The organism is Pseudomonas sp. PI1, assembly GCF_000812405.1.
Lineage (GTDB): Bacteria > Pseudomonadota > Gammaproteobacteria > Pseudomonadales > Pseudomonadaceae > Pseudomonas > Pseudomonas citronellolis.
The window spans coordinates 1-22,034 of sequence record NZ_JWMC01000101.1; the positions used below are offsets into that span (position 1 = coordinate 1).

General features: G+C 66.2%; 14 protein-coding genes. 6 read left to right on the forward strand and 8 right to left on the reverse strand.

Annotated elements, in window-relative coordinates:
* Positions 1-882 (forward strand): RHS repeat domain-containing protein (locus RN02_RS32925; RefSeq protein ID WP_328286747.1); only part of this gene is annotated, 882 nt, incomplete at its 5' end.
* On the forward strand, positions 866-1,252 hold the full coding sequence (locus RN02_RS32930) for an ankyrin repeat domain-containing protein (protein ID WP_082033926.1): 387 nt from the start codon (positions 866-868) through the stop codon (positions 1,250-1,252). The genes RN02_RS32925 and RN02_RS32930, both read left to right, overlap by 17 nt.
* A gap of 1,282 nt (positions 1,253-2,534) precedes the next feature.
* Here the strand turns inward: RN02_RS32930 and RN02_RS29830 are convergent.
* Genes RN02_RS29830 through RN02_RS29850 form a run of 5 tightly spaced genes read right to left on the reverse strand, consistent with a single transcriptional unit; the run spans position 2,535 to position 9,076 of the window.
* Complete coding sequence (locus RN02_RS29830; protein WP_052267950.1) at positions 2,535-4,043, reverse strand: efflux transporter outer membrane subunit; 1,509 nt, start codon at positions 4,041-4,043, stop codon at positions 2,535-2,537.
* A 12-nt stretch (positions 4,044-4,055) separates the two neighbouring features.
* Positions 4,056-5,171 carry an ABC transporter permease gene (locus RN02_RS29835; RefSeq protein ID WP_043318999.1) on the reverse strand — a complete coding sequence of 372 codons (1,116 nt, stop codon included), beginning with the start codon at positions 5,169-5,171 and terminating at the stop codon, positions 4,056-4,058.
* 1 nt (position 5,172) lies between these two features.
* On the reverse strand, positions 5,173-6,294 hold the full coding sequence (locus RN02_RS29840) for an ABC transporter permease (RefSeq protein ID WP_043319001.1): 1,122 nt from the start codon (positions 6,292-6,294) through the stop codon (positions 5,173-5,175).
* The gene (locus tag RN02_RS29845) at positions 6,291-8,054 is read right to left on the reverse strand and encodes an ATP-binding cassette domain-containing protein (protein WP_043319003.1); all 1,764 of its coding nucleotides are present in this window, start codon (positions 8,052-8,054) and stop codon (positions 6,291-6,293) included. Before RN02_RS29845 ends, RN02_RS29840 begins: the two co-directional genes overlap by 4 nt.
* Complete coding sequence (locus RN02_RS29850; RefSeq protein WP_043319005.1) at positions 8,054-9,076, reverse strand: efflux RND transporter periplasmic adaptor subunit; 1,023 nt, start codon at positions 9,074-9,076, stop codon at positions 8,054-8,056. The genes RN02_RS29845 and RN02_RS29850 overlap by 1 nt, the downstream gene beginning before the upstream one ends.
* Positions 9,077-9,198: 122 nt before the next feature.
* Here RN02_RS29850 and RN02_RS29855 point away from each other — a divergent pair, with 122 nt between their 5' ends.
* Positions 9,199-9,879 carry a TetR/AcrR family transcriptional regulator gene (locus tag RN02_RS29855; protein ID WP_043319007.1) on the forward strand — a complete coding sequence of 227 codons (681 nt, stop codon included), beginning with the start codon at positions 9,199-9,201 and terminating at the stop codon, positions 9,877-9,879.
* Between the two features lie 413 nt (positions 9,880-10,292).
* Here the strand turns inward: RN02_RS29855 and RN02_RS29860 are convergent, their stop codons facing one another.
* A complete protein-coding gene (locus RN02_RS29860) occupies positions 10,293-11,693 on the reverse strand; it encodes an amino acid permease (RefSeq protein WP_043319009.1) in 1,401 nt (466 codons plus the stop codon).
* A gap of 116 nt (positions 11,694-11,809) precedes the next feature.
* The gene (locus RN02_RS29865) at positions 11,810-13,276 is read right to left on the reverse strand and encodes a glyceraldehyde-3-phosphate dehydrogenase (RefSeq protein ID WP_043267306.1); all 1,467 of its coding nucleotides are present in this window, start codon (positions 13,274-13,276) and stop codon (positions 11,810-11,812) included.
* A 139-nt stretch (positions 13,277-13,415) separates the two neighbouring features.
* Here RN02_RS29865 and mfd point away from each other — a divergent pair, with 139 nt between their 5' ends.
* The 3 genes from mfd to RN02_RS29880 are packed head-to-tail and all read left to right on the forward strand — an operon-like array spanning position 13,416 to position 20,855.
* Positions 13,416-16,865, forward strand: a complete 3,450-nt coding sequence (gene mfd / locus RN02_RS29870; protein WP_043319011.1) for a transcription-repair coupling factor — start codon at positions 13,416-13,418, stop codon at positions 16,863-16,865.
* A gap of 10 nt (positions 16,866-16,875) precedes the next feature.
* Positions 16,876-17,529, forward strand: a complete 654-nt coding sequence (locus tag RN02_RS29875; protein ID WP_009621368.1) for a CsiV family protein — start codon at positions 16,876-16,878, stop codon at positions 17,527-17,529.
* 17 nt (positions 17,530-17,546) lie between these two features.
* Entirely contained in the window at positions 17,547-20,855 is a 3,309-nt protein-coding gene (locus tag RN02_RS29880) for a DEAD/DEAH box helicase (protein ID WP_082033927.1), read from the forward strand.
* Between the two features lie 438 nt (positions 20,856-21,293).
* On the opposite strand, the gene RN02_RS29885 is transcribed toward RN02_RS29880, so the two are convergent.
* Positions 21,294-22,031 carry an S-methyl-5'-thioinosine phosphorylase gene (locus RN02_RS29885; RefSeq protein ID WP_043319013.1) on the reverse strand — a complete coding sequence of 246 codons (738 nt, stop codon included), beginning with the start codon at positions 22,029-22,031 and terminating at the stop codon, positions 21,294-21,296.
* Between the last annotated feature and the right edge of the window lie 3 nt (positions 22,032-22,034).

A 22,034-nucleotide genomic window follows, 5' to 3' on the forward strand; every position in this document is an offset into this window, starting at 1 on the left:
CTCGGCGAAGCCGCCTACGATCGGAATGGCCAGTCCCGCCGCGAACAGTACTACCTGTGGCTCGACCGCCTGCCCCTGGCCACCCTGAGCACGGCCTATGACGACCAGGGCCATCCGGGCAACCCCCGCGTGCTCTACCTGCACAGCGACCACCTCGACACCCCGCGGCTGGCCAGCGACGACGACCAGCGCCTGGCCTGGCAATGGCAATCCGACGCCTTCGGCAACGGCCAGCCCAGCAGCCCGGACAACGCCGTGGTGAACCTGCGCTTCCCTGGGCAGTACTACGACGCCGAGAGCGGCCTGCACTACAACTACTTCAGGGACTACGACCCGCAGACCGGACGGTATGTGGAGAGTGATCCGATTGGGCTCAATGGCGGGCTAAATACTTACGCTTATGCAGGGTCTAATCCAGTTGGACTGGTCGATCCTAACGGATTGAGCCCTACAGCCGGGGCAGGTGCAGCAGGCGGTTTTTTTGTCGCAGGGCCACCTGGAGCAGTGGTTGGGGGGCTTATTGGTCTTGGGGTAGGTGCCTGGGGTGCAAATGCCGCTTGGGATGCTTATCACGAGAACGCTAATGAAGATGGTGGTGCATCTGCAGATTCGAGCCCAGGAAGTGCTGCGGACAAGGCTAGGGAGCGTAAGGAATACAGTCGGATTTGCAAAACTCCGATACCGCCGACTGGAGACCAATGCAAAGATGCTAAAGCTAATCTCGATAGACTTCAGCAATGCTTGGCGTTACGTGAGAATTTCAGTAAGAAATGGTTCAACGATAATGAAGCCGGGCATATTACAGAGATAAACAATACCAGAAAGGCTATTGAGAATTTGAAGGATTTCCTACGGAGGGTTTGCGGTGAGCAATGCAACTAACCAAGAGAAACTTTCACTGCTGCTAGCGGAATACTCGAACCTTCCCGAGTTTAGTGGCTTAGAGTGTGCAGACGTTAATAGCGCGAGCTTATTTGGAGATAAGCCCATTCACATTGCTGCAACACGTGGCGACATTAATGAGATTCAGCTGATATTGAGTCAAGGAGCTGACATTAACTGTAAAGGGGAGCATGGATATACAGCTCTGCACGATGCAGTTGAACAGGGCCATAGAGACGCTGTCGATTATCTTCTAAAGCATGGCGCAAATCCTGAAGCTCTAAATGATGATGGAGTTTCACCAGCTGAACTTGCCAAGTTGCTGGATGAAAGTGAGATCCTTGTCCTACTCCACGAGGATGATTTTTAGGTTGGATCATGATGCATGCGAAGCGCTACGGCTTGAGGGGATGTCGTAGCGCTTCACCCAGACTCCTTCTCTGAGTGTCTGAGTAATCTCATACCATTCTTCAATATCGTCAAAAGGCCGGTCATCTCGGCATCAACTGTATTAATTTCACCAGCAGGGTGTTTAGACCTTTTCGGTTTAAGTATCACGCTGGGCCAGCGCCTTATGTTTGGAGCAGCGGCGTCAGAGTTAGGTATCCGTGGCGAGCTTGCTAGATCTACCGTAAAAACCCGACTGAAGCTATCGTTTGTCAGGTTCTCGTTGACGTTTCCAAACTCTTGCCGGATGGACGATATGATTCCAGCGCTTTGGATTCATCTCGGAGGTATGACCGCATTCGTGAAATCAAAGAAAAGATAAAGCCTGAATATCTTGAGGTTGATTTGGTTTTGCCAGTCAAGGGTTCAGAGGAGCAGGAAGGAGGTTTTTGTCGCCTTCTACGCTGGCAGAACTCAGTCTTTTAGGCGGAACGCTCTCGCTTCAATTCATTTAGGCTTTGGGGTGAGTATCCTGGGCTTCTGAAGGCTTGAGTTCTGCAGATTTCTTATGTGTTCAATGATGAGATTGAAACTGTGTCACCCTGAGCGCTACTGCCTGCAATAGGCTGTAGCGCTCATTAGCGACTTTCACCATGTACTTCGTATATTCAAGGGGACTCAGCAGCAACAGGAAGTATTGGTGTTGGCGGCTTAGGAGCTGCGATATTAGTATGCGAAATGCCACCACCACCCGAAACAAGCTGCGGTCCAGACTGGAAAGACAATATTCCCAGTGGGGGAGCAGTGTCCGGAGCTCCCGGACGCGCAGGGCTATTTGTAGGTGGGCAGTTAAACCCCGACGGAACATTTTGCGCTTACGGAGGACTTATGGGTGGTATTCCTGGACCAAATTTCAGTACTGGTCCTATTGAGTATTAATCCAATGACTCATTATTTCTTTGCAGCACTTAGTCTATTCTATCTAACTTTAATGATTGCGGCATATCCCTATGCCAAGACAGGGCAAAGAATTATAGCAATTGGTCCCTGGTGGTGTTTATACAGAAAAAGCTATACAAATAGCGCCCAAAAATTTTGCACTCTAGGCCAAATTATCTTAACAATTGACCTAATGTTACTTTTATGCATTTTCATCTTCTAAAGAAGCATGAAATTGACGTTACCACCGACACCGGCCTTGTGCCGGTGTCTCTCACTTCAACAAGGCCACAATCGGCACGAGGTTTATCCCCATGTCGATACCCTTAGCGCTTTTCGATTAGCGCCCCAGGGCGAGCCTGATAATGTAAGTCAGCTCCGCCCAGGGCCTTGTACAGCGCCACCAGGTCCAGGCGCAGCTGGCCGTCGCTGTCCACCAGGTCGCGGCGCGCCTGCAGGTAGTTGCGCTGGGCGTCCAGCTCCACCAGGAAATCGGTCATGCCGCCGGCATAGCGCGCCTTGGCCATGTCGTAGGCCTGCCCGGCGCTGTTCAGCCGCGCCTGCAACTGGGCGTTGCGCTGGCGCTCGGCGCCGTAGCCGCTGAGGGCGTCGTCGACTTCCTGCCAGGCCTTGAGCACGGTCTGCTGGTAGTTCACCGCGGCTTCCTGCTGCTCCAGCTTGCGCAGGGTCACCTGGGAGCGGCGCCGGCCGTTGTCGAAGATCGGTACGCTCAGGCTCGGCCCCACCGCCCACTGGCGGCTGCCCCAGTCGGAGAGGTCGCCACTCTCGAAGGAGGAATAGCCGAAGCTGGCGCCCAGGCGGATGCTCGGGTACAGCTCGGCCACCGCCACCCCGATGTTGGCCGTGGCGGCGTGCAATTGCGCCTCGGCGGCGCGGATGTCCGGGCGCCGCCGCGCCACTTCCGAGGGCAGGCCGGGGCTGAGGTCGGGCAAGACGGCGGATTGCGCGGGCGGCGTCTTCAGCTGCGCCTGCAACTCGCCCGGCTGCGCGCCGACCAGCACGCCGAGCTGGTTGATCGCCTGGCCCTCGGCCGCCTGCAGTTGCGGCAGGCGCGAGCGCAGCTCTTCCAGCTGGCTGCGCTGGCGCACCAGGTCGAAGTCGTCCACCAGGCCGCCGTCGGCGCGGGCCTGCACCAGTTCCAGGGATTCCTCGGTGGCGCGCAGGTCTTCCTGGGTCACGGCGATCTGCTGCTGCACCCGGCGCAGCTCGAAGTAGCCGCGCGCCACCTCGCTGGCGACCAGCAGCCGCGCCTGTTCCAGCAAGGCGCGCTGCTGCTCGACGCGGGCGTCGGCGGCCTCGATGGAGCGGCGCACGCGGCCCCAGAAGTCGATTTCCCAGGAGGCGTCGAAGCCGGCTTCGTAGAGGGTGAAGGGCTGGGCCAGGGTCTTCGCCAGCTCGTCGCTGTCGCCCGGCGCCAGGCTGGAGATCATCCGCGCGCTGGCGCCGCGCTCGCTCTGCCGTTGGCGCTGCACGTCGGCCTTGCCGTCGACGTTCACCCCGCGCTGGGCAGCGACCATTTGCCGCTGCATGCGCGCCTGGGCGAAGCGCAGCGCGGCGCTCTGCAGGTCCGGGCTGGCCGCCGTGGCGCGGCGCTGCAGGTAGTCCAGCGCCGGGTCGGCGAACTGCGTCCACCACTGCGCGGGGATGGCCTGGCCGCCCTGCCCCGCGCTCAGCAGCGCGGCATCGCCGGCATGGGCCGCGCGCCAGTCGGCCGGGGCCTGCGGCTGCGGCGCCTGGTAGTCCGGCCCCACCGCGCAGGCGCCCAGCGCCAGCAGCAGCGGCAGGAGGAAGTAGGGATTGGGCGACGACGGCATGGCGGCCTCCGGTCAGGCGAGTCGATTGCGGAACAGCCAGGCGGACAGCGGCAGGGTCACGCTCGCCACCACCAGCATCGGCAACAGGTCATGGGCCACCTCGAACAGGCTGGCGCCTTCCAGGTAGATGCGCTGGATCAGGTCGATGGCGAAGCGCAGCGGGTTGATGTAGGTGGCCATCTGCAGCGCCTCGGGCATGTTGCGCACCGGCGTGGCCAGGCCCGAGAGCAGCATGATCGGCATGATCAGCACGAAGGTGTAGAGCATCGCCTGCTGCATGTTCAGCGACACCGCCGAGATCGACAGGCCCAGGCCGACGCAGGAGACCATGAACACCAGCAGCCCGCCGTAGAAGTCCGGCAGCGAGCCGGCCATGGGGATGCGGAACCAGTACAGCGCCATCAGCAGCACCAGCGACGCCTGCACCAGGCCGATGAGGATCGGCGGCAGGGCCTTGCCGAGCATGATCTCCATGGGCGAATAGGGCGTGACCAGCAACTGGTCGAAGGTGCCCTGCTCGCGCTCGCGGGCCACCGAGAGCGCGCTGAGCATCAGCGTCTGCAGCATGCTCAGCGAGGCGATAAGCGCCGGGATCAGCGGCCAGCGCGTCTCCAGGTTGGGGTTGTACCAGGCGCGGGTGACCACGCTGACCGGCGCCTGGACCAGGCCGCGCTCGCGATTGAAGTCGTTGACCACGCTGGCCAGCCCGGCCGCCGCGGCGCCGGCGGTGGTGGAGTTGCGCCCGTCGAGGATCACCTGCAGCGGCGCCGGCTCGCCGCGGGTCAGGCGCGTCTCGAAGTCGGCGGGAATCTGGATCACCAGCAGCGCCTTCTCGGCGTCGATCACGCTGGCGATGTCGCGCGGCGCGCGCAGGGTCGCCACCCGGTGGAAGATGCCGCTGCCGTCCAGGCGGTTGGCCAGGCGCTGGGACGACTCGCTGTGGCTCTGGTCGAGCAGCGCGTAGGGCGCGTCGTTGAGGTCGAAGGTCACCGCGTAGCCGAACAGCAGGCTCTGCATCAGCACCGGCGCCAGCAGCACGATGCGGTTGGCCGGGTCCTTGAGGATCACCAGCAGCTCCTTGCGCCAGAGATTGGCCAGGCGACGCAGCAGTTCGGCGAAGGCGCCCATCTCAGTCCAGCCTCTTGCGCGTGGCCAGCTGCGCCAGGCCCAGCAGGACCACGGCGTAGCCGGCGAGGATCAGGCAGTTGCGGATGATCAGCGGCCAGAAGTCGCCGGCCAGGAACAGCGACTTCACCAGCTCCATGAAGTAGGTGGCCGGCAGCAGGTTGCCGATCACCCGCACCGCGGTAGGCACGTTGCGCAGGTCGAAGATGAAGCCCGAGAGCATCATCGCCGGGAGGAAGCTGGCGAGCAGGGAAATCTGGCTGGCGAGGAACTGATTCTTGGTCACCGCCGAGATCAGCAGGCCGATGCCCAGGGCGACGAACAGGTAGAGCATGGAGCTGACCAGCAGCGCCAGCAGCGAGCCGTACATGGGCACGTGGAACAGCAGGCGCGCCGCCAGCAGGCACAGCGCCAGGCCCAGCAGGCCGACCAGGAAGCAGGGGATGATCTTCGCCAGGAGGATTTCCACCGAGCGCACCGGGGTGACGAACAGCGCCTCCAGGGTGCCGCGCTCCCATTCGCGGGCCATCACCAGCGCGGTGAGGAAGGCGCCCACCAGGGTCATGATCAGCACGATCAGCCCCGGCACCAGGTACCAGGTGCTGGTGTTGGCGGCGTTGAACCACATGCGCTGCTCGATGCGCACGCCGCCGGATTGCAGGCCGGCGTTGCGCGCCGCCTGCTTCTCGCCCCACAGCGCCAGAGCCTGGTTGAGGTAGTTGCTCACCCCCGAGGCGCGGGTGGCGTCGGAGCCCTGCACCAACACCAGCACCTGGGCATCGCCGTCCTGCAGGCGGCGGCTGAAGTCGGCGGGCAGGTAGACCAGGGCATCGGCCTGGCGCGACTCCAGCATCCGCCGGCCCTCTTCGAAGGACTTCAGCGGCAGCGGCCGCAGGTATTCCGAGTCGCTGATGCTGGCGAGCAGGTCGCGGGCCTGCGGCGCCGGGTCGTCCTGCACCACCGCCACCAGGCTGTGGCGCACGTCCAGCGACAGGCCGTAGCCGAAGATCAGGATCAGCGCGATGGGCAGGCCGATGCCGATCATCAGGTTGCTGCGGTCGCGCAGCAGCTGGCGCACTTCCTTGCGAGTCAGCGACAGCAGCCGGCGCCAGAACGAACCGCTCATGCGCGCGCCTCCTGCTGGTGCTGGCGGGCCTGCTCGACGATCTCGATGAAGGCCTGTTCCATGTTCAGCGAGCTACCCTGGCCGCCGGCCTGCTCGCGCACCTGCTGCGGCGTGCCCATGGCGAGGATGCGCCCGGCGTCCTGGATGACGATGCGGTCGCAGTACTCGGCCTCTTCCATGAAGTGGGTGGTGATGATGATGGTGGTGCCGCCGGCCGCCAGCGCCGTGATGCGCTGCCAGAAGCCGCGCCGGGCCAGGGGGTCGGCGCCGCTGGTGGGTTCGTCGAGGAAGAGGATTTCCGGCTCGTGGAGCAGGCCCACGGCCATGGCCAGGCGCTGCTTGTAGCCGCCGGGCAGCTGGCCGCTGGGCTCGCCCTCGTGGCCGGAAAGGTCGAACTGCCGCGACACCTCGTCCATGCGCCGCCCCAACTGCCTGCCGGCGAGGCCGTAGGCGCCGCCGAAGAATTGCAGGTTCTCGCGCACCGAGAGGTTGCCGTACAGCGAGAACTTCTGCGACACGTAGCCGATCCGCCGGCGCGCCTGGGCGCGGGCGTGGCGCAGGTTGACGCCGGCCACCTGCAGGCTGCCGGACGACGCCGGCAGCAGCCCGCAGAGCATGCGGAAGGTGGTGGTCTTGCCGGCGCCGTTGGGGCCCAGCAGGCCGAAGATTTCGCCGCGGGCCACGCTGAAACTGGTGCGGTCCACCGCGGTGAAGTCGCCGAACTTGCGCACCAGGTCCTTCACTTCGATCACCGCCTCGCCGTTGCCGGAAGTACCGCCCGGCGCGGCGGCCTTGAGCGCCTCGGTATCCACCTGCTCGGCGCCGGTCCTGGCCCGCAGCAGGACCATGAAGCCGTCCTCCAGGCGCGCGTCCACCTCGCGCACCGGGGCGCCGTCGAGCAGTTCGTCCAGGCGCTTTTCATCGGCATCGCGCTGGCGGATGAAGCGCACCTCGCCGCCCTGGGGCACCGCGTCGATGATGTTCTGCGGATCGTCCAGCAGCCGCGCCTGCAGCTTGCGCGCCGGCTCGCCGGCCGGCGGCACGGCGATGCGGCAGAGGCCATCGGCGTGGCGGCGGATGTCCTCGGGCAGGCCCTGGGCCAGCAACTGGCCCTGGTGCAGCAGGTACACCTCGGAGCAGCGCTCGGCTTCGTCCATGTAGGAGGTGGTCAGCAGCACGCTCAGGCTCTCCTCCTCCACCAGTTGCTGGACGATCTCCCACAGCTCGCGGCGCGACAGCGGGTCGACGCCCACGGTCGGCTCGTCGAGCAGCAGGAGTTGCGGCGAGCGCACCAGGGTGCAGGCCAGGCCGAGCTTCTGCTTCATGCCGCCGGACAGCTTGCCCGCAGGGCGGTCGGTGAAGCGTCCCAGGTCGGTCATCGCCAGCAGGCGCTCGAAGCGCTGGCGGCGCTGCTGCGCGCCGACGCCATGAAGGTCGGCGTAGAGATCGAGGTTTTCCTGCACGCTCAGGTCTTCGTAGAGGCCGAAGCGCTGCGGCATGTAGCTGATCAGGTCCTGCACCCGCTGCGGGTGCGCCTTGACGTCGATGCCGAGCACCTCCAGCTCGCCGCCGTCGGCGCGCAGCAGCCCGGCCACCAGGCGCAGGAAGGTGGTCTTGCCGGCGCCGTCCGGGCCAACCAGCGCGGTCAGCGCGCCCTTGCGCACCTGCAGGTCGAGGCCGTGCAGGGCCTGCACGATCTGCCCGGATTCCTTGACCAGGAACTGCCTGGCGACGCCGCGGGCGTCTATCACCAGGTCCATCAGTCGGCCTTCCCGTCGCGCAGCTGGTCGCCCTCGGCGATGCGCACCGTGGCCGGCATGCCCAGGCGCAGGCGGTTGCCCTTGTCCTCGACTATCACCCGCACCTCGTAGACCAGCGCGGTGCGCAGCTCCTCGGTCTGCACGGCCTTGGGGGTGAACTCGGCGACGTCGGAGATGTAGCCGACGCGCCCCTGCACCGGCTGCTGCGGATGGCTGTCGGTGCTGACGCTGGCGCGCATGCCCGGCTTGATGTGGCCGAGCTGGGTTTCGTTGACGTACACCCGCACCCACTTCGGATCGGTGATGGCCAGGGCATAGACCGCGCGCTGCGGCGAGGCCATGTCGCCCGTCTCCAGCAGGCGCGAGCGCACCGTGGCGTCCTGCGGGGCGCGCAGCTGGGTTTCGTCGAGGTTGTGCTGCAGCAGCGCGAGCTGGGCGCGGGCGCCTTGCAGCTGGGCCTCGGCCTGGGCGATGTCCTCGGCGCGCGGGCCGATCTTCGCCAGGCGCAGGGCCTTTTGCGCATCCTCCAGCCGGGCCTGGTCGACCTTCAGCTGGGCGCTGGCGTTGTCCAGGTCCTGCTGGCTGACGGCGCGCCCGCCGGGGCTGTTGGCGCGGATGCCCTGCAGGCGGCGCAGCTGGATGCCGGCCAGTTCGACCTGGGCCTTGGCGCCGTCCACCTGGGCCTTGGCGCGGTCGATGTCCTCGGGGCGCGAGCCGTTGTGCAGGCGCAGCACGTTGGCTTCCTGGGCGGCGATCTGCGCCTTGGCCTGGTCGATCTGCAGCTTCAGGGTGCGGCTGTCGAGGCTGGCCAGGACCTGCCCGGCCTTGACCGCGTCGCCCTCCTCCACGCGCATCTCGGCGATGCGCTCGCTGCCGGTGAAGGCCAGGGACACCTGGCGGATGTCGACGTTGCCGTAGAGCACCAGGTCGCCGCCCTGCTCGGCCTTCGAGTGGAAGTAGTACCAGGCCCCCAGGCCCGCTACGGCGAGCAATGCCAGGACAACGATGAGCTTCTTGCGCATGATGACGACCCGCTAGCCAGTGGCGACGAGAAACAAGCATACAAGCATAGACCAGTAATTCAAATTTGAATTTGATCTATGCAGGCTTTAGTCTGCTACACCTGATCCAGCAGGGTGCAGTCATGCCTAGCTCTCCTTCCAAGCCCCGCCCAGCGCCGCAACGCGCCCCCCGCCAGGACGGCGAAGCCACCCGCCGGCGCATTCTCCTGGCGGCCGGCGAACTGTTCGCCGAGCGTGGCTACGCCGACACCACCAGCAAGGCCATCTGCCAGCGCGCACAGTGCAACATGGCCGCGGTGAACTACCACTTCGGCAGCCGCGACGGCCTCTACCGCGCGGTGCTGCAGGACATGCACAAGCACCTGATCGGCTACGACCAGCTCGAACAGCTGACCCGCAACGAGCGCCCTCCCCGCGACAAGCTCGCCGGCCTGATCGCGGCGCTGACCCTCAACGTCGCCAACGGCCAGCGCTGGCAGGCGCGCCTGTGGGCCCGCGAGCTGCTGACGCCCTCGCCCTTCCTCTCCGAACTCATCGACCGGGAGGCCATGCCCAAGGTGCGCCTGGTGCTGGCGCTGCTCGGCGAGGTCACCGGCATCCCCGCCCAGGAGCCGGCGCTGCTGCGTTGCCTGTTCAGCGTGATAGCGCCCTACCTGACGCTGCAGGTGATCAGCCGGGAAATCCCCACGCCGCTGACCGGCCTGTTCGAACAGCCGCCGGAAGACCTCGCCCGCCACCTGCAGCTGTTCGCCCAGGCGGGGCTGGAGGCGGTGGCGCGGGATTACCGCGACGGGCGGCTGTAGTACGGCGCGGGCCGGCCTACAGCGCCGCCGGTGGGGCCCATCCTACGGGTGGGAACGCCATGTCTCCGGGCAATCTGGAGGAGCGGACCTTGTCCGCGATAGCCGGAGGTATCGGCGCGGTTCGCGGATGAGATCCGCTCCTACGCGGCCCCACCCACGCCATTCCCCCGTAGGATGGGTTGAGCGAAGCGATACCCATCGCCATGGCGGGTCGGGCCCGGAGTGCCCGGGAACAGGTGACCCGGAACGCGCCTGGAATCACGGTCAAACGGCGGGTAACGCCGTAGGCGTTATGCGCCCTACGCAATGACCAACCATGACGTAGGGCGCATGACCGTTCGCGGTCATCCGCCGCAAACAAAAGGCCGCATCCCGGTAGGAATGCGGCCCTTTCTCGTCCAGCGCAGGCGGGATCAGGCGGTAGCCCGTGCCTCGCCCTTGCGTTTGATCAGGTAGCAGATGCCCATCAGCACCACCCATACCGGGATGGCGTACACCGACACGTCGATGCCCGGGATCTGCAGCATGATGCCGAGGATGAACACCACGAAGGCCAGGCACAGGTAGTTGCTGAACGGGTAGAACAGCGAGCGGAACGAGGTCTTCACGCCCTCGCGGTCCTTGGCGCGGCGGAACATCAGGTGGGCCAGGCTGATCATCGCCCAGTTGATCACCAGCGCCGCCACCACCAGCGACATCAGCAGCTCCAGCGCCTGGTGCGGGATCACGTAGTTGACCACCACGCAGGCCAGGGTGATGAAGGCCGAGACGCCGATGGCCAGCAGCGGCACGCCGCGGTCGTCGACCTTGGCGAAGGCGCGCGGGGCGTCGCCCTGCTCGGCCAGGCCGAAGAGCATGCGGCTGTTGCAGTACACGCAGCTGTTGTAGACCGACAGCGCCGCGGTCAGCACCACGAAGTTCAGCACGTTGGCCGCGACATCACTGCCCAGCAACGAGAACACCTTGACGAACGGGCTACCGCTGTACGGGTCGCCGGAGCTGTTGATGCTCTGCAGCAGCGCGTCCCACGGGTACAGCGAGAGCAGCACGGCCAGGGCGCCAATGTAGAAGATCAGGATGCGGTAGATCACCTGGTTGATCGCCTTGGGGATCACCTTCTTCGGCTCCGCCGCTTCGGCCGCGGTGATGCCCACCAGCTCCAGGCCGCCGAAGGAGAACATGATGATCGCCAGGACCATCACCAGGCCGGAAATGCCGTTGGGGAAGAAGCCGCCGTGGCTCCACAGGTTGCTCACCGAGGCCTGCGGGCCGCCGTGGCCGCTGGCCAGCAGCCAGATGCCGAGCAGGATCATGCCGATGATGGCGGCGACCTTGATGATGGCGAACCAGAACTCGGTCTCGCCGAAGGCCTTCACGTTGAACAGGTTGATGGCGTTGATCAGCACGAAGAAGATCGCCGCCGTGGCCCAGGTGGGGAACTCCGGCCACCAGAACTGGATGTACTTGCCGACCGCCGTGAGTTCCGACATGCCGACCAGGATGTACAGCACCCAGTAGTTCCAGCCGGACATGAAGCCGGCGAAGCCGCCCCAGTACTTGTGGGCGAAGTGGCTGAAGGAACCGGCGACCGGTTCCTCGACGATCATCTCGCCGAGCTGACGCATGATCAGGAAGGCGATGAAGCCGCCGATGGCGTAGCCGAGGATCATCGACGGGCCGGCGGATTGCAGTACACCGGCCGAGCCCAGGAACAGGCCGGTACCGATGGCGCCACCCAGGGCGATCAACTGGATGTGGCGGTTCTTCAGGCCACGCTTGAGCGAGCCTTCATGCAGATGGGGGTGTCCATCCATTGCGGGGTTCCTCGGTAGAGGGGTTGGCATTTTTATCGTTATGGTGCGCGGGTAAACGCGAAGACTAACGAAAAACGGGAGCCCGAGAGCTCCCGTTTTCGATTTTCAGGCCTGGCTTAGCGCGGGAAGGCCGGCGGGTTGACCCCAGCCATCTCTTCCATCACGCGGACCACCTGGCAGCTGTAGCCGAACTCGTTGTCGTACCACACGTACAGCACGACGCGGTTGTCGTTGCAGATGGTGGCTTCGGCATCGACCACGCCGGCGTGGCGGGAACCGACGAAGTCGGTGGAGACCACTTCCTGCGAGCTGACGAAGTCGATCTGCTTCTGCAGGTCCGAGTGCATGGCCATCTGGCGCAGGTACTCGTTGATCTCCTCGCGGGAGGTCGACTTGTTCAGGTTCAGGTTGAGGATGGCCATGGACACGTTCGGGGTGGGAACGCGGATGGCGTTGCCGGTCAGCTTGCCCTTGAGCACCGGCAGGGCCTTGGCGGCGGCGGTGGCGGCACCGGTCTCGGTGATCACCATGTTCAGCGGAGCGCTGCGGCCGCGGCGGCTGCCCTTGTGGAAGTTGTCGATCAGGTTCTGGTCGTTGGTGTACGAGTGAACGGTTTCGACGTGGCCGTTGACGATGCCGTACTGGTCATCGACTGCCTTGAGCACCGGCACGATAGCGTTGGTGGTGCAGGAGGCGGCGGAGACGATCTTGTCGTCGGCGGTGATGTCGCCATGGTTGATGCCATGGACGATGTTCTTCAGCGCGCCCTTGCCCGGAGCGGTGAGGATCACGCGGTCGACGCCCGGGCACTTCAGGTGCTGGCCGAGGCCGTCGGCGTCGCGCCACTTGCCGGTGTTGTCGACCAACAGGGCGTTCTTGATGCCGTACTGGGTATAGTCCACCGAGGACGGATCGTTGGAGTAGATCACCTGGATCAGGTTGCCGTTGGCGGTGATGGTGTTGTTAGCCTCATCGATGGTGATGGTGCCGTCGAACTTGCCATGCACGGAGTCGCGGCGCAGCAGGCTGGCGCGCTTGACCAGGTCGTTCTCGGCGCCCTTGCGCACGACGATGGCGCGCAGGCGCAGGCCGTCGCCGCCACCGGTCTTCTCGATGAGGATGCGCGCCAGCAGGCGGCCGATGCGGCCGAAGCCGTACAGCACGACGTCGGTGCCTTCGCGGGCGGCGCCGTTCTGCTTGCCGACCACGTCGGCCAGCTCGTCCTTGGTGAACTGCTCGATGCTGCGGCCGTTACCCTCGGCCTTGAACTTGGCGACCATCTTGCCCAGGTCGACCGAGGCGGCGCCGAGTTTCAGCTCGCTCATGGCCTTGAGGACGGGGAAGGTGTCGTGAACCGACAGCTCGGCTTCGTCGGCCAGGCGGTGGCGGGCGAAACGGTGCGCCTTGAGAATGTCGATCACCGAACGGTTGATCAGGCCACGGCCGTAGATCGAGGTCACCACGTTGTTGTTGCGGTAGAGCTGGCCGATCAGCGGAATCATGGCTTCCGCGAGGGCTTCACGATCGATCCACTCACCGAGACACTGGTCGGGCTTCTGATTCACGGGCATTACCTTCCACATGTAGGAGAAGAAAAAAGGGGCTACATTATGACGGTGCAGGCCATCGCCGGCAATCTGCAGCGCTGCAAAGACTGACAGCCGTCAATCGGGATAGTTACAATCCACCCGGTCAAATTTCCGACCGGAGCCCGCTACGCCCGTGTCCGTATTGCGTATTCCCACCTTGCCGGCCGCGGCCGGCAAGCAAACCTGGGGCAACCTGCCCGGCGCCGCCCTGAGCCTGGCGGTGGCCGAGGCCGCCGCCCGGGCCAGCCGTTTCACCCTGCTGCTGACCACCGACAGCCAGAGCGCCGAGCGCCTGGAACAGGAGTTGCGTTTCTTCGCCCCGGACCTGCCGGTATTGCAGTTGCCGGACTGGGAAACCCTGCCCTACGACGTGTTCTCGCCGCACCAGGACATCATTTCCCAGCGCGTCGCCACCCTCTACCAGTTGCCCGAGCTGCGCCGGGGCGTGCTGGTGGCGCCCATCGCCACCGCCCTGCACCGCCTGGCGCCGGTGAAGTTCCTGCTGGGCGGCAGCCTGGTGCTGGACATCGGCCAGAAGCTCGACGTCGAGCAGATGCGCCTGCGCCTGGAAGCCGCCGGCTACCGCTGCGTGGACACCGTCTACGAACACGGCGAGTTCGCCGTGCGCGGCGCGCTCATCGACCTGTTCCCGATGGGCAGCGAGCTGCCCTACCGCATCGACCTGTTCGACGACGAGATCGAGACGCTGCGCACCTTCGACCCGGAGAACCAGCGCTCCATCGACAAGGTGCAGAGCATCCGCCTGCTGCCGGCGCGCGAATTCCCCCTGCGCAAGGAGGCGGTCACCGGCTTCCGCGGGCGCTTCCGCGAGCGTTTCGACGTCGACTACCGGCGCTGCCCGATCTACCAGGACCTGGCCAGCGGCCTGACCCCGGCCGGCATCGAGTACTACCTGCCGCTGTTCTTCGAGGAGGGCGAGACCTCCACCCTGTTCGACTACCTGCCGCAGGACACCCAGGTGTTCTCCCTGCCGGGCATCGAGCAGGCCGCCGAGCAGTTCTGGAACGACGTGCGCAGCCGCTACGAGGACCGCCGCTACGACCCCGAGCGGCCGCTGCTGCCGCCGGCCGAGCTGTTCCTGCCGGTGGAGGACTGCTTCGCCCGCCTGAAGAGCTGGCCGCGCGTGGTGGTCAGCGCCGAGCCGGTCGAGCCGGGCGTGGGCCGCGAGAGCTTCCCCGCCGAGCCGCTGCCGGACCTGGCCATCGAGGCCAAGGCCAGCGAGCCGCTGGCCCGGCTGCGCCGCTTCATCGAGGAATTCCCCGGGCGCATCCTGTTCAGCGCCGAATCCGCCGGGCGCCGCGAGGTGCTGCTGGAACTGCTGGCACGGCTGAAGCTGCGCCCCGGCGAAGTCGACGGCTGGCCGGCCTTCCTCGCCCAGCCCGAGCGCCTGGCCATCACCATCGCGCCGCTGGACGACGGCCTGCTGCTGAGCGGCGAAGTCGCGCTGATCGCCGAGAGCCCGCTGTTCGGCCAGCGCGTGATGCAGCGCCGGCGCCGCGAGAAGAGCCGCGACGGCGGCGAGAACGTCATCAAGAACCTCACCGAGCTGCGCGAAGGCGCGCCGGTGGTGCACATCGACCACGGCGTCGGCCGCTACATGGGCCTGATCACCCTGGAGATCGACGGGCAGAACGCCGAGTTCCTGGCCCTGGAGTACGCCGACGAGGCCAAGCTCTACGTGCCGGTGGCCAACCTGCACCTGATCGCCCGCTACACCGGCAGCGACGACGCCCTGGCGCCGCTGCACAAGCTCGGCTCCGAGGCCTGGCAGAAGGCCAAGCGCAAGGCCGCCGAGCAGGTCCGCGACGTCGCCGCCGAACTGCTCGACATCTACGCCCGCCGCGCCGCGCGCAAGGGCTATGCGTTCAAGGACCCGCAGGCCGACTACGCCACCTTCTCCGCCGGCTTCCCCTTCGAGGAGACGCCGGACCAGCAGGCGGCCATCGACGCCGTGGTGGCCGACATGCTCGCCGACAAGCCGATGGACCGCCTGGTGTGCGGCGACGTCGGCTTCGGCAAGACAGAAGTGGCCATGCGCGCCGCCTTCGTCGCCGTGCACAGCGGCAAGCAGGTGGCGGTGCTGGTGCCCACCACCCTGCTAGCCCAGCAACACTACAACAGCTTCCGCGACCGCTTCGCCGACTGGCCGGTGACCGTGGAGGTGATGAGCCGCTTCAAGACCGCCAAGGAAGTCGAAGGCGCGGTCGGCCAGCTCGCCGAAGGCAAGGTGGACATCGTCATCGGCACCCACAAGCTGCTGCAGGAGGACGTGCGCTTCAAGAACCTCGGCCTGGTCATCATCGACGAGGAACACCGCTTCGGCGTGCGCCAGAAGGAGCAGCTCAAGGCCCTGCGCAGCGAGGTGGACATCCTCACCCTCACCGCCACGCCGATCCCGCGCACCCTGAACATGGCCGTGGCCGGCATGCGCGACCTGTCGATCATCGCCACGCCGCCGGCGCGCCGCCTGTCGGTGCGCACCTTCGTCATGGAACAGCAGAACGCGGTGATCAAGGAGGCGCTACTGCGCGAGCTGTTGCGCGGCGGCCAGGTCTACTACCTGCACAACGAGGTGAAGAGCATCGAGAAGTGCGCCCGCGACCTGGCCGAACTGGTGCCCGAGGCACGCATCGGCATCGGCCACGGGCAGATGCACGAACGCGATCTGGAACGGGTGATGAGCGACTTCTACCACAAGCGCTTCAACGTGCTGGTGGCCTCGACCATCATCGAAACCGGCATCGACGTGCCCAGCGCCAACACCATCCTCATCGAGCGCGCCGACAAGTTCGGCCTGGCCCAGCTGCACCAGCTGCGCGGGCGCGTCGGCCGCAGCCACCACCAGGCCTACGCCTACCTGCTGACGCCGCCGCGCAAGCAGATGACGCCCGACGCCGAGAAACGCCTGGAGGCCATCGCCAACGCCCAGGACCTGGGCGCCGGCTTCGTCCTAGCCACCCACGACCTGGAAATCCGCGGCGCCGGCGAACTGCTCGGCGAAGGCCAGAGCGGGCAGATCCAGGCGGTGGGCTTCACCCTCTACATGGAAATGCTCGAACGCGCGGTGAAAGCCATCCGCAAGGGCGAGCAGCCCAACCTGGAGCAGCCCCTGGGCGGCGGCCCGGACATCAACCTGCGGGTGCCGGCGCTGATCCCCGAGGACTACCTACCCGACGTGCACGCGCGGCTGATCCTCTACAAGCGCATCGCCAACCAGTTGGACGAGGACGGCCTGCGCGAACTGCAGGTGGAGATGATCGACCGCTTCGGCCTGCTGCCCGAGCCGGCGAAGAACCTGGTGCGTCTGACGCTCCTGAAACTGCAGGCGGAGAAGCTCGGCATCGTCAAGGTGGATGCCGGCCCCCAGGGAGGCCGGGTAGAATTCGCCGCCGATACCTGCGTCGACCCGCTGGTGCTGATCAAGCTGATCCAGAGCCAGCCGAACCGCTACAAGTTCGAAGGCGCGACCCTGTTCAAGTTCCAGGTGCCCATGGAGCGCCCGGAAGAACGCTTCAACACCCTCGAGGCGCTGTTCGAGCGCCTCGCGCCCAACGCATCCTGAAAGGACCAGTATGTTCCGCTACCTGCCGCTGCTGCTTGCCCTTATCGCCCCGGCGAGCTTCGCCGACGACCTCTACCAGGTCGAACTGATCCTGTTCCAGCAGGAAGGCGACGTCGTCTACTCCAGCCAGCCGGCGCCCGACGACTGGGCCAAGGGCGCCCAGCCGCTGGGCGAGGACGCCCGCCGGCCGACGGCGATGGACGCCCAGGCCAACAAGCTGGCCCAGGCCCAGGGCTACCACGTGCTGATGCACAAGGCCTGGAAACAGTCCATCGGCGACACGCCGGTGAAGATCGCCCTCAGCGAAGGCCGCCAGCAGGATGACCACTTCCCCGTGGAAGGCACCATCAGCCTGCGCCAGCAGCGCTTCGTCGACACCCAGGTGGACTTCTGGATCAACCAGTTCGGCGCCGACGGCCTGCTCGCCAACAGCCAGCACATGGTCCAGGACGTCAGCCTGAAGAACGACGTGCTGGCCTACCTCGACCATCCCAGCCTGGGCATGCTGATCCGCGTCAGCCCGCTCAACGCCAAGCCGACCACACCGCCGCCGGCGGAAATGCAGGAAGAGGCGCCGGCCGGGCAACCGCAGCAACCCGCCCCGGAAGCCCCGGCCAACGGCGGCTTCGACGCCCCGCCGGCGAGCGAGCCAGACCAGCAGTAAACGCAAAGGGGGGCAGCATGCCGCCGTTCATCGAGCATCTGCGACGCATTCCCTGGCGCCGCCTGTTCCCCAGCGTCACCCTGGTCCGCGGCGAAGCCTACGCCCGCGAGGGCCGGATACAGATCACCCGCCTGACCGAGCGCACGCTGGACAGCGTGTGCGATGGCTCGGGCAGCAATCGTTACCGCCAGCGCATCGGCCTTTCCGCCAGCGGCGACACCCTCGACTGCCAGTGCGATTGCCCGGTCGGCTTCGACTGCAAGCATTGCGCGGCGGCGCTGCTGCACCTGCTGGAAGGCCTGCCCCCCTCGACCTCCGCGGAGCCCGCGCCAGCCGCCCGCCCACCCCAGAGGACCGCCACCGAGCTGTCCTACGACCTGCAGCACTGGCTGAGGAAGCTGCCCGCCGTCCTCAGGGAGCAGCCGCCCGGCACGGCGCTGCACGAGTCGCCCCTGTACTACCGCCTGACCAAGAGCGGCCGAATACTGATCCACACCGCCGCCCATACGGCAGGCGGCAAGCTCCAGGGCTACCTGCGCATCTCCTCGATAACCCAGAGCCTGCCCTGCGTGGATGCCGTGGACCAGCAAATCCTGGTCCGCGCACTGGACGCCCCGGGCACCCAACCCCACACCAGCGAAATAGCGCTCAAGGGCCGCAAGGGCGCCGAGCTGCTGGAGCTGATCCTGCGCAGCGGGCGCCTGTTCCTCGACCTGGGCCCGCCGGCCAGCCAGTTGCTCGCAGGCCCGGAACTGCCCGCTCGGCTCGCCTGGCGCAGGGACGAGTACGGTGACTACAGGGTCGCCTGGGATACCGACGCCGAACCCCGGCCACAACTGCTGACGCAACTGACGCCCCCCTGGTACCTCGACCGCAAGAACCTGCGCGTAGGCCCGCTGCACCACGGCCTGCCCGAGGCCCTGGCCAGCTATCTGCCGAGCGCACCGCCGGTGAGCGAAGAAGAGGCCATGCTGTTCGCCCTGCAACTGAAGGAACTGGCGCCCCAGGCGCCCCTGCCGGTGAGCTACGCGGAACAGCGCCTGGAAGACGTCCGCCCCGTTCCCCACCTGTACCTGACCAGCCTGACCCAGCGCTCCTACAGCAGGGAACGCTATGGCTTCGTCGAGGAACTGCGCCACCTCGCCGCCCTGGACTTCGCCTATCAAGGGCAGCGGGTGCATGGCCCTGCACGCAAGGACCAGCCGATCCGCTTCCACGTCGATGGCAGCTTCGTCACCATCGAGCGCCAACCCAAGATCGAGCAGGCCTTGCGCAAGAGCTTGCAGAAGCTGGGCCTGGAGAAACTCGGCAAATACGACACTCCCCGCCAGTTGGAGTACAAGTCCGAAGTCTTCTCGGCGGATGCCGAGCGCTGGCCCGCGGCTCTCCGCGGCCTGCCGAAACTGCGCGAACAGGGCTGGGTGGTGGAGATGGCCGACGAGTTTCTCCTCGACTTCAGCGAAGTCGAGGACTGGTTCGTCCACATAGAGGAAGAGGCCGGCAACGCCTGGTTCGACCTGGAGCTGGGCATCCGCGTCGACGGCCAGGAAGTCAGCCTGCTGCAACCGCTGCTGGAACTGCTCCGCCAGCGCCCCGAGGCGCTGCGTGATGGCGCAGCCAACGCCCCCGGAGCCGAGCTGCCCATACGGCTCCACGCGCATCGCCAGGCCGACGGCAAGCCGCTGAAGGTCAGCCTGCCGCTGGAGCGGGTCAAGGCGATACTGCAGGTTCTGGAGGGGCTGTACCTCGCCAGCCCGGAAAACAACGGCGACAGCCTGCGCCTGTCGAGCGCCGACGCCGGGCTGCTCGCCCCGCTCGACGAACATCCCCTGCACTGGCAGGGCGGCGAACGCCTGCTGCGCTTCGCCAAGCGCCTGCGCGACCACCACCAGCAAGCGTGCCGGCCCCCCGAGGGCCTGCGGGCCGAGCTGCGCTCCTACCAGCTGCAGGGCCTGGCCTGGATGCAGGCGCTGCGCGAACTGGAAGTGGGCGGCATCCTCGGCGACGACATGGGCCTGGGCAAGACGCTGCAGGTGCTTGCGCACGTTCTCACGGAAAAACGCGCCGGGCGCCTGGACCGCCCGGCCCTGGTGCTGATGCCCACCAGCCTGGTGGCCAACTGGCAGGACGAGGCACAACGCTTCGCCCCGGACCTGCGCGTGCTCACCCTGCACGGCAGCGACCGCCACAAGGGCTTCGAAGAACTCGGCCAGTACGACCTGCTGCTCAGCACCTACGCCCTGCTGCCGCGGGACATCGAGGCGCTGAGCCGCCAGCCGCTGCACCTGGCGGTGTTCGACGAGGCGCAGTACCTGAAGAACGCCAGCAGCAAGTCGGCCCGGGCCGCGGCGAAGCTCGACGCCCGCCAGCGCCTGTGCCTGACCGGCACGCCGCTGGAAAACCACCTGGGCGAGCTCTGGGCGCTGTTCGACCTGGTCATGCCCGGCTGGCTGGGCGATGCGCGCAGCTTCGCCCGCCTGTATCGCACCCCCATCGAAAAGGCCGGCGACAGCCAGCGCCTGGCCCACCTCAACGCCCGCATCAAGCCCTTCCTGCTGCGGCGCAAGAAGGAACAGGTGGCCAACGAACTGCCGCCCAAGAGCGAGATCACCCACTGGGTGGAACTCAGCGACGTCCAGCGCGACCTCTACGAAACCGTGCGCCTGGCCATGGACAGCAAGGTCCGTGCGGAAATCCAGCGCAAGGGGCTGGCGCGCAGCCACATCGTGGTCCTCGAAGCCCTGCTCAAGCTGCGCCAGGTCTGCTGCGACCCGCGCCTGCTGGACCAAACCCAGCCGGCGGCGGGCTCGGGCAAGCTCGCCGGCCTGCTGGAAATGCTCGACGAACTGCTGGAGGAAGGCCGCCGCGTGCTGCTGTTCTCGCAGTTCACCTCGATGCTCGAACTGATCCAGGCGGAGCTGGAGCAACGCGGCATCCCCTACGCCCTGCTCACCGGCGACACCCGCGACCGCCGCCAGCCGGTAGAAGACTTCCAGCAGGGCCGCGTGCCGCTGTTCCTGATCAGCCTGAAGGCCGGCGGCACCGGCCTCAACCTCACCGCCGCCGACACCGTGATCCACTATGACCCCTGGTGGAACCCGGCAGTGGAACAGCAGGCCACCGACCGCGCCTACCGCATCGGCCAGGACAAGCCGGTATTCGTCTACAAGCTGATCGCCCGCGGCACCCTGGAAGAAAAGATCCAGCAGCTACAGGCCAGGAAAGCAGCGCTGGCCGCCGGCGTGCTGGAAGAAGGCAAGGACAGCGGCCTGCAGTTGCAGGACAGCGATATAGACGCCCTCTTCGCGCCCCTGCCGAAAGCCTGACCTGCCGCACGATTCTCATGTAGGAGCGCGCCCTGCGCGCGAAATCGCGGGCAGGGCCCGCTCCTACAGCCGCCGGGAGACATGGCATTCCATTGTAGGAGCGGACCTTGTCCGCGATAGCCGGACCTCCCGGCGCGATTCGCGGATAAGATCCGCTCCTACGGGTACGCCCTCACACCATACGCGCGCCCTGCGCGCGAAATCGCGGGCAGGGCCCGCTCCTACCGCCGCCGGGAGGCATGGCGTTCCATTGTAGGAGCGGACCTTGTCCGCGATAGCCGGACGTCCCGGCGCGATTCGCGGATAAGAGGTACACCCTCACACCATACCCTTGTAGGAGCGCGCCGAGGGGCTCAACACCATCCTACGAAAAGCCATGCTCGCTCATGCGATAGCGGACCTTGTCCGCGATCAGCACGAATCGCGGCGGCAGGCCTATCAGCCCGCCAACACCCGCGCCAGCACCTCGCGCACTTTGCCGATGCCCTCGTGCAGGGCCTGTTCGATCTCGGCCATGGTGATGATGCCGCTGGACTTGCCGGCCGCCGGGTTGACCACCAGCGACAGGCAGGCGTAGGGCAGCTCCAACTCGCGGGCCAGGGCGGCTTCGGGCATGCCGGTCATGCCGACGATGTCGCAGCCGTCGCGCTCCAGCCGGGCGATTTCCGCCACCGTCTCCAGGCGCGGGCCCTGGGTCGCGGCGTAGACGCCATGGCTGCTGTGCGGGTGGCCCAGCGCCTGCAGCGCCGCCACCAGCTTCTGACGCAGCCCTTCGTCATAGGGATGGCTGAAGTCGATATGGGTGACGTGATCGATATCGCCGGCGAAGTAGGTGTGCTCGCGACCGTAGGTGTAGTCGATGATCTGGTGCGGCACGCAGAGATGGCCGCTGCCCATGGCGGCGTGGATGCCGCCCACCGCGTTGACCGCCAGCACCGCCTGGGCGCCGGCCTGCTGCAGCGCCCAGAGGTTGGCGCGGTAGTTCACCTGGTGCGGCGGGAAGCGGTGCGGGTGGCCGTGGCGGGCCAGGAACAGCACCTCGCGGCCGGCGTACTCGCCGCGCTGGATCGGCGCCGAGGGCACGCCGTAGGGCGTGTCCAGGTTCAGCGAATCCTTCAGAGTCAGGCCTTCCAGCTGGGTCAGGCCGGTGCCGCCGATGATGGCGTAGACGGTCATGGC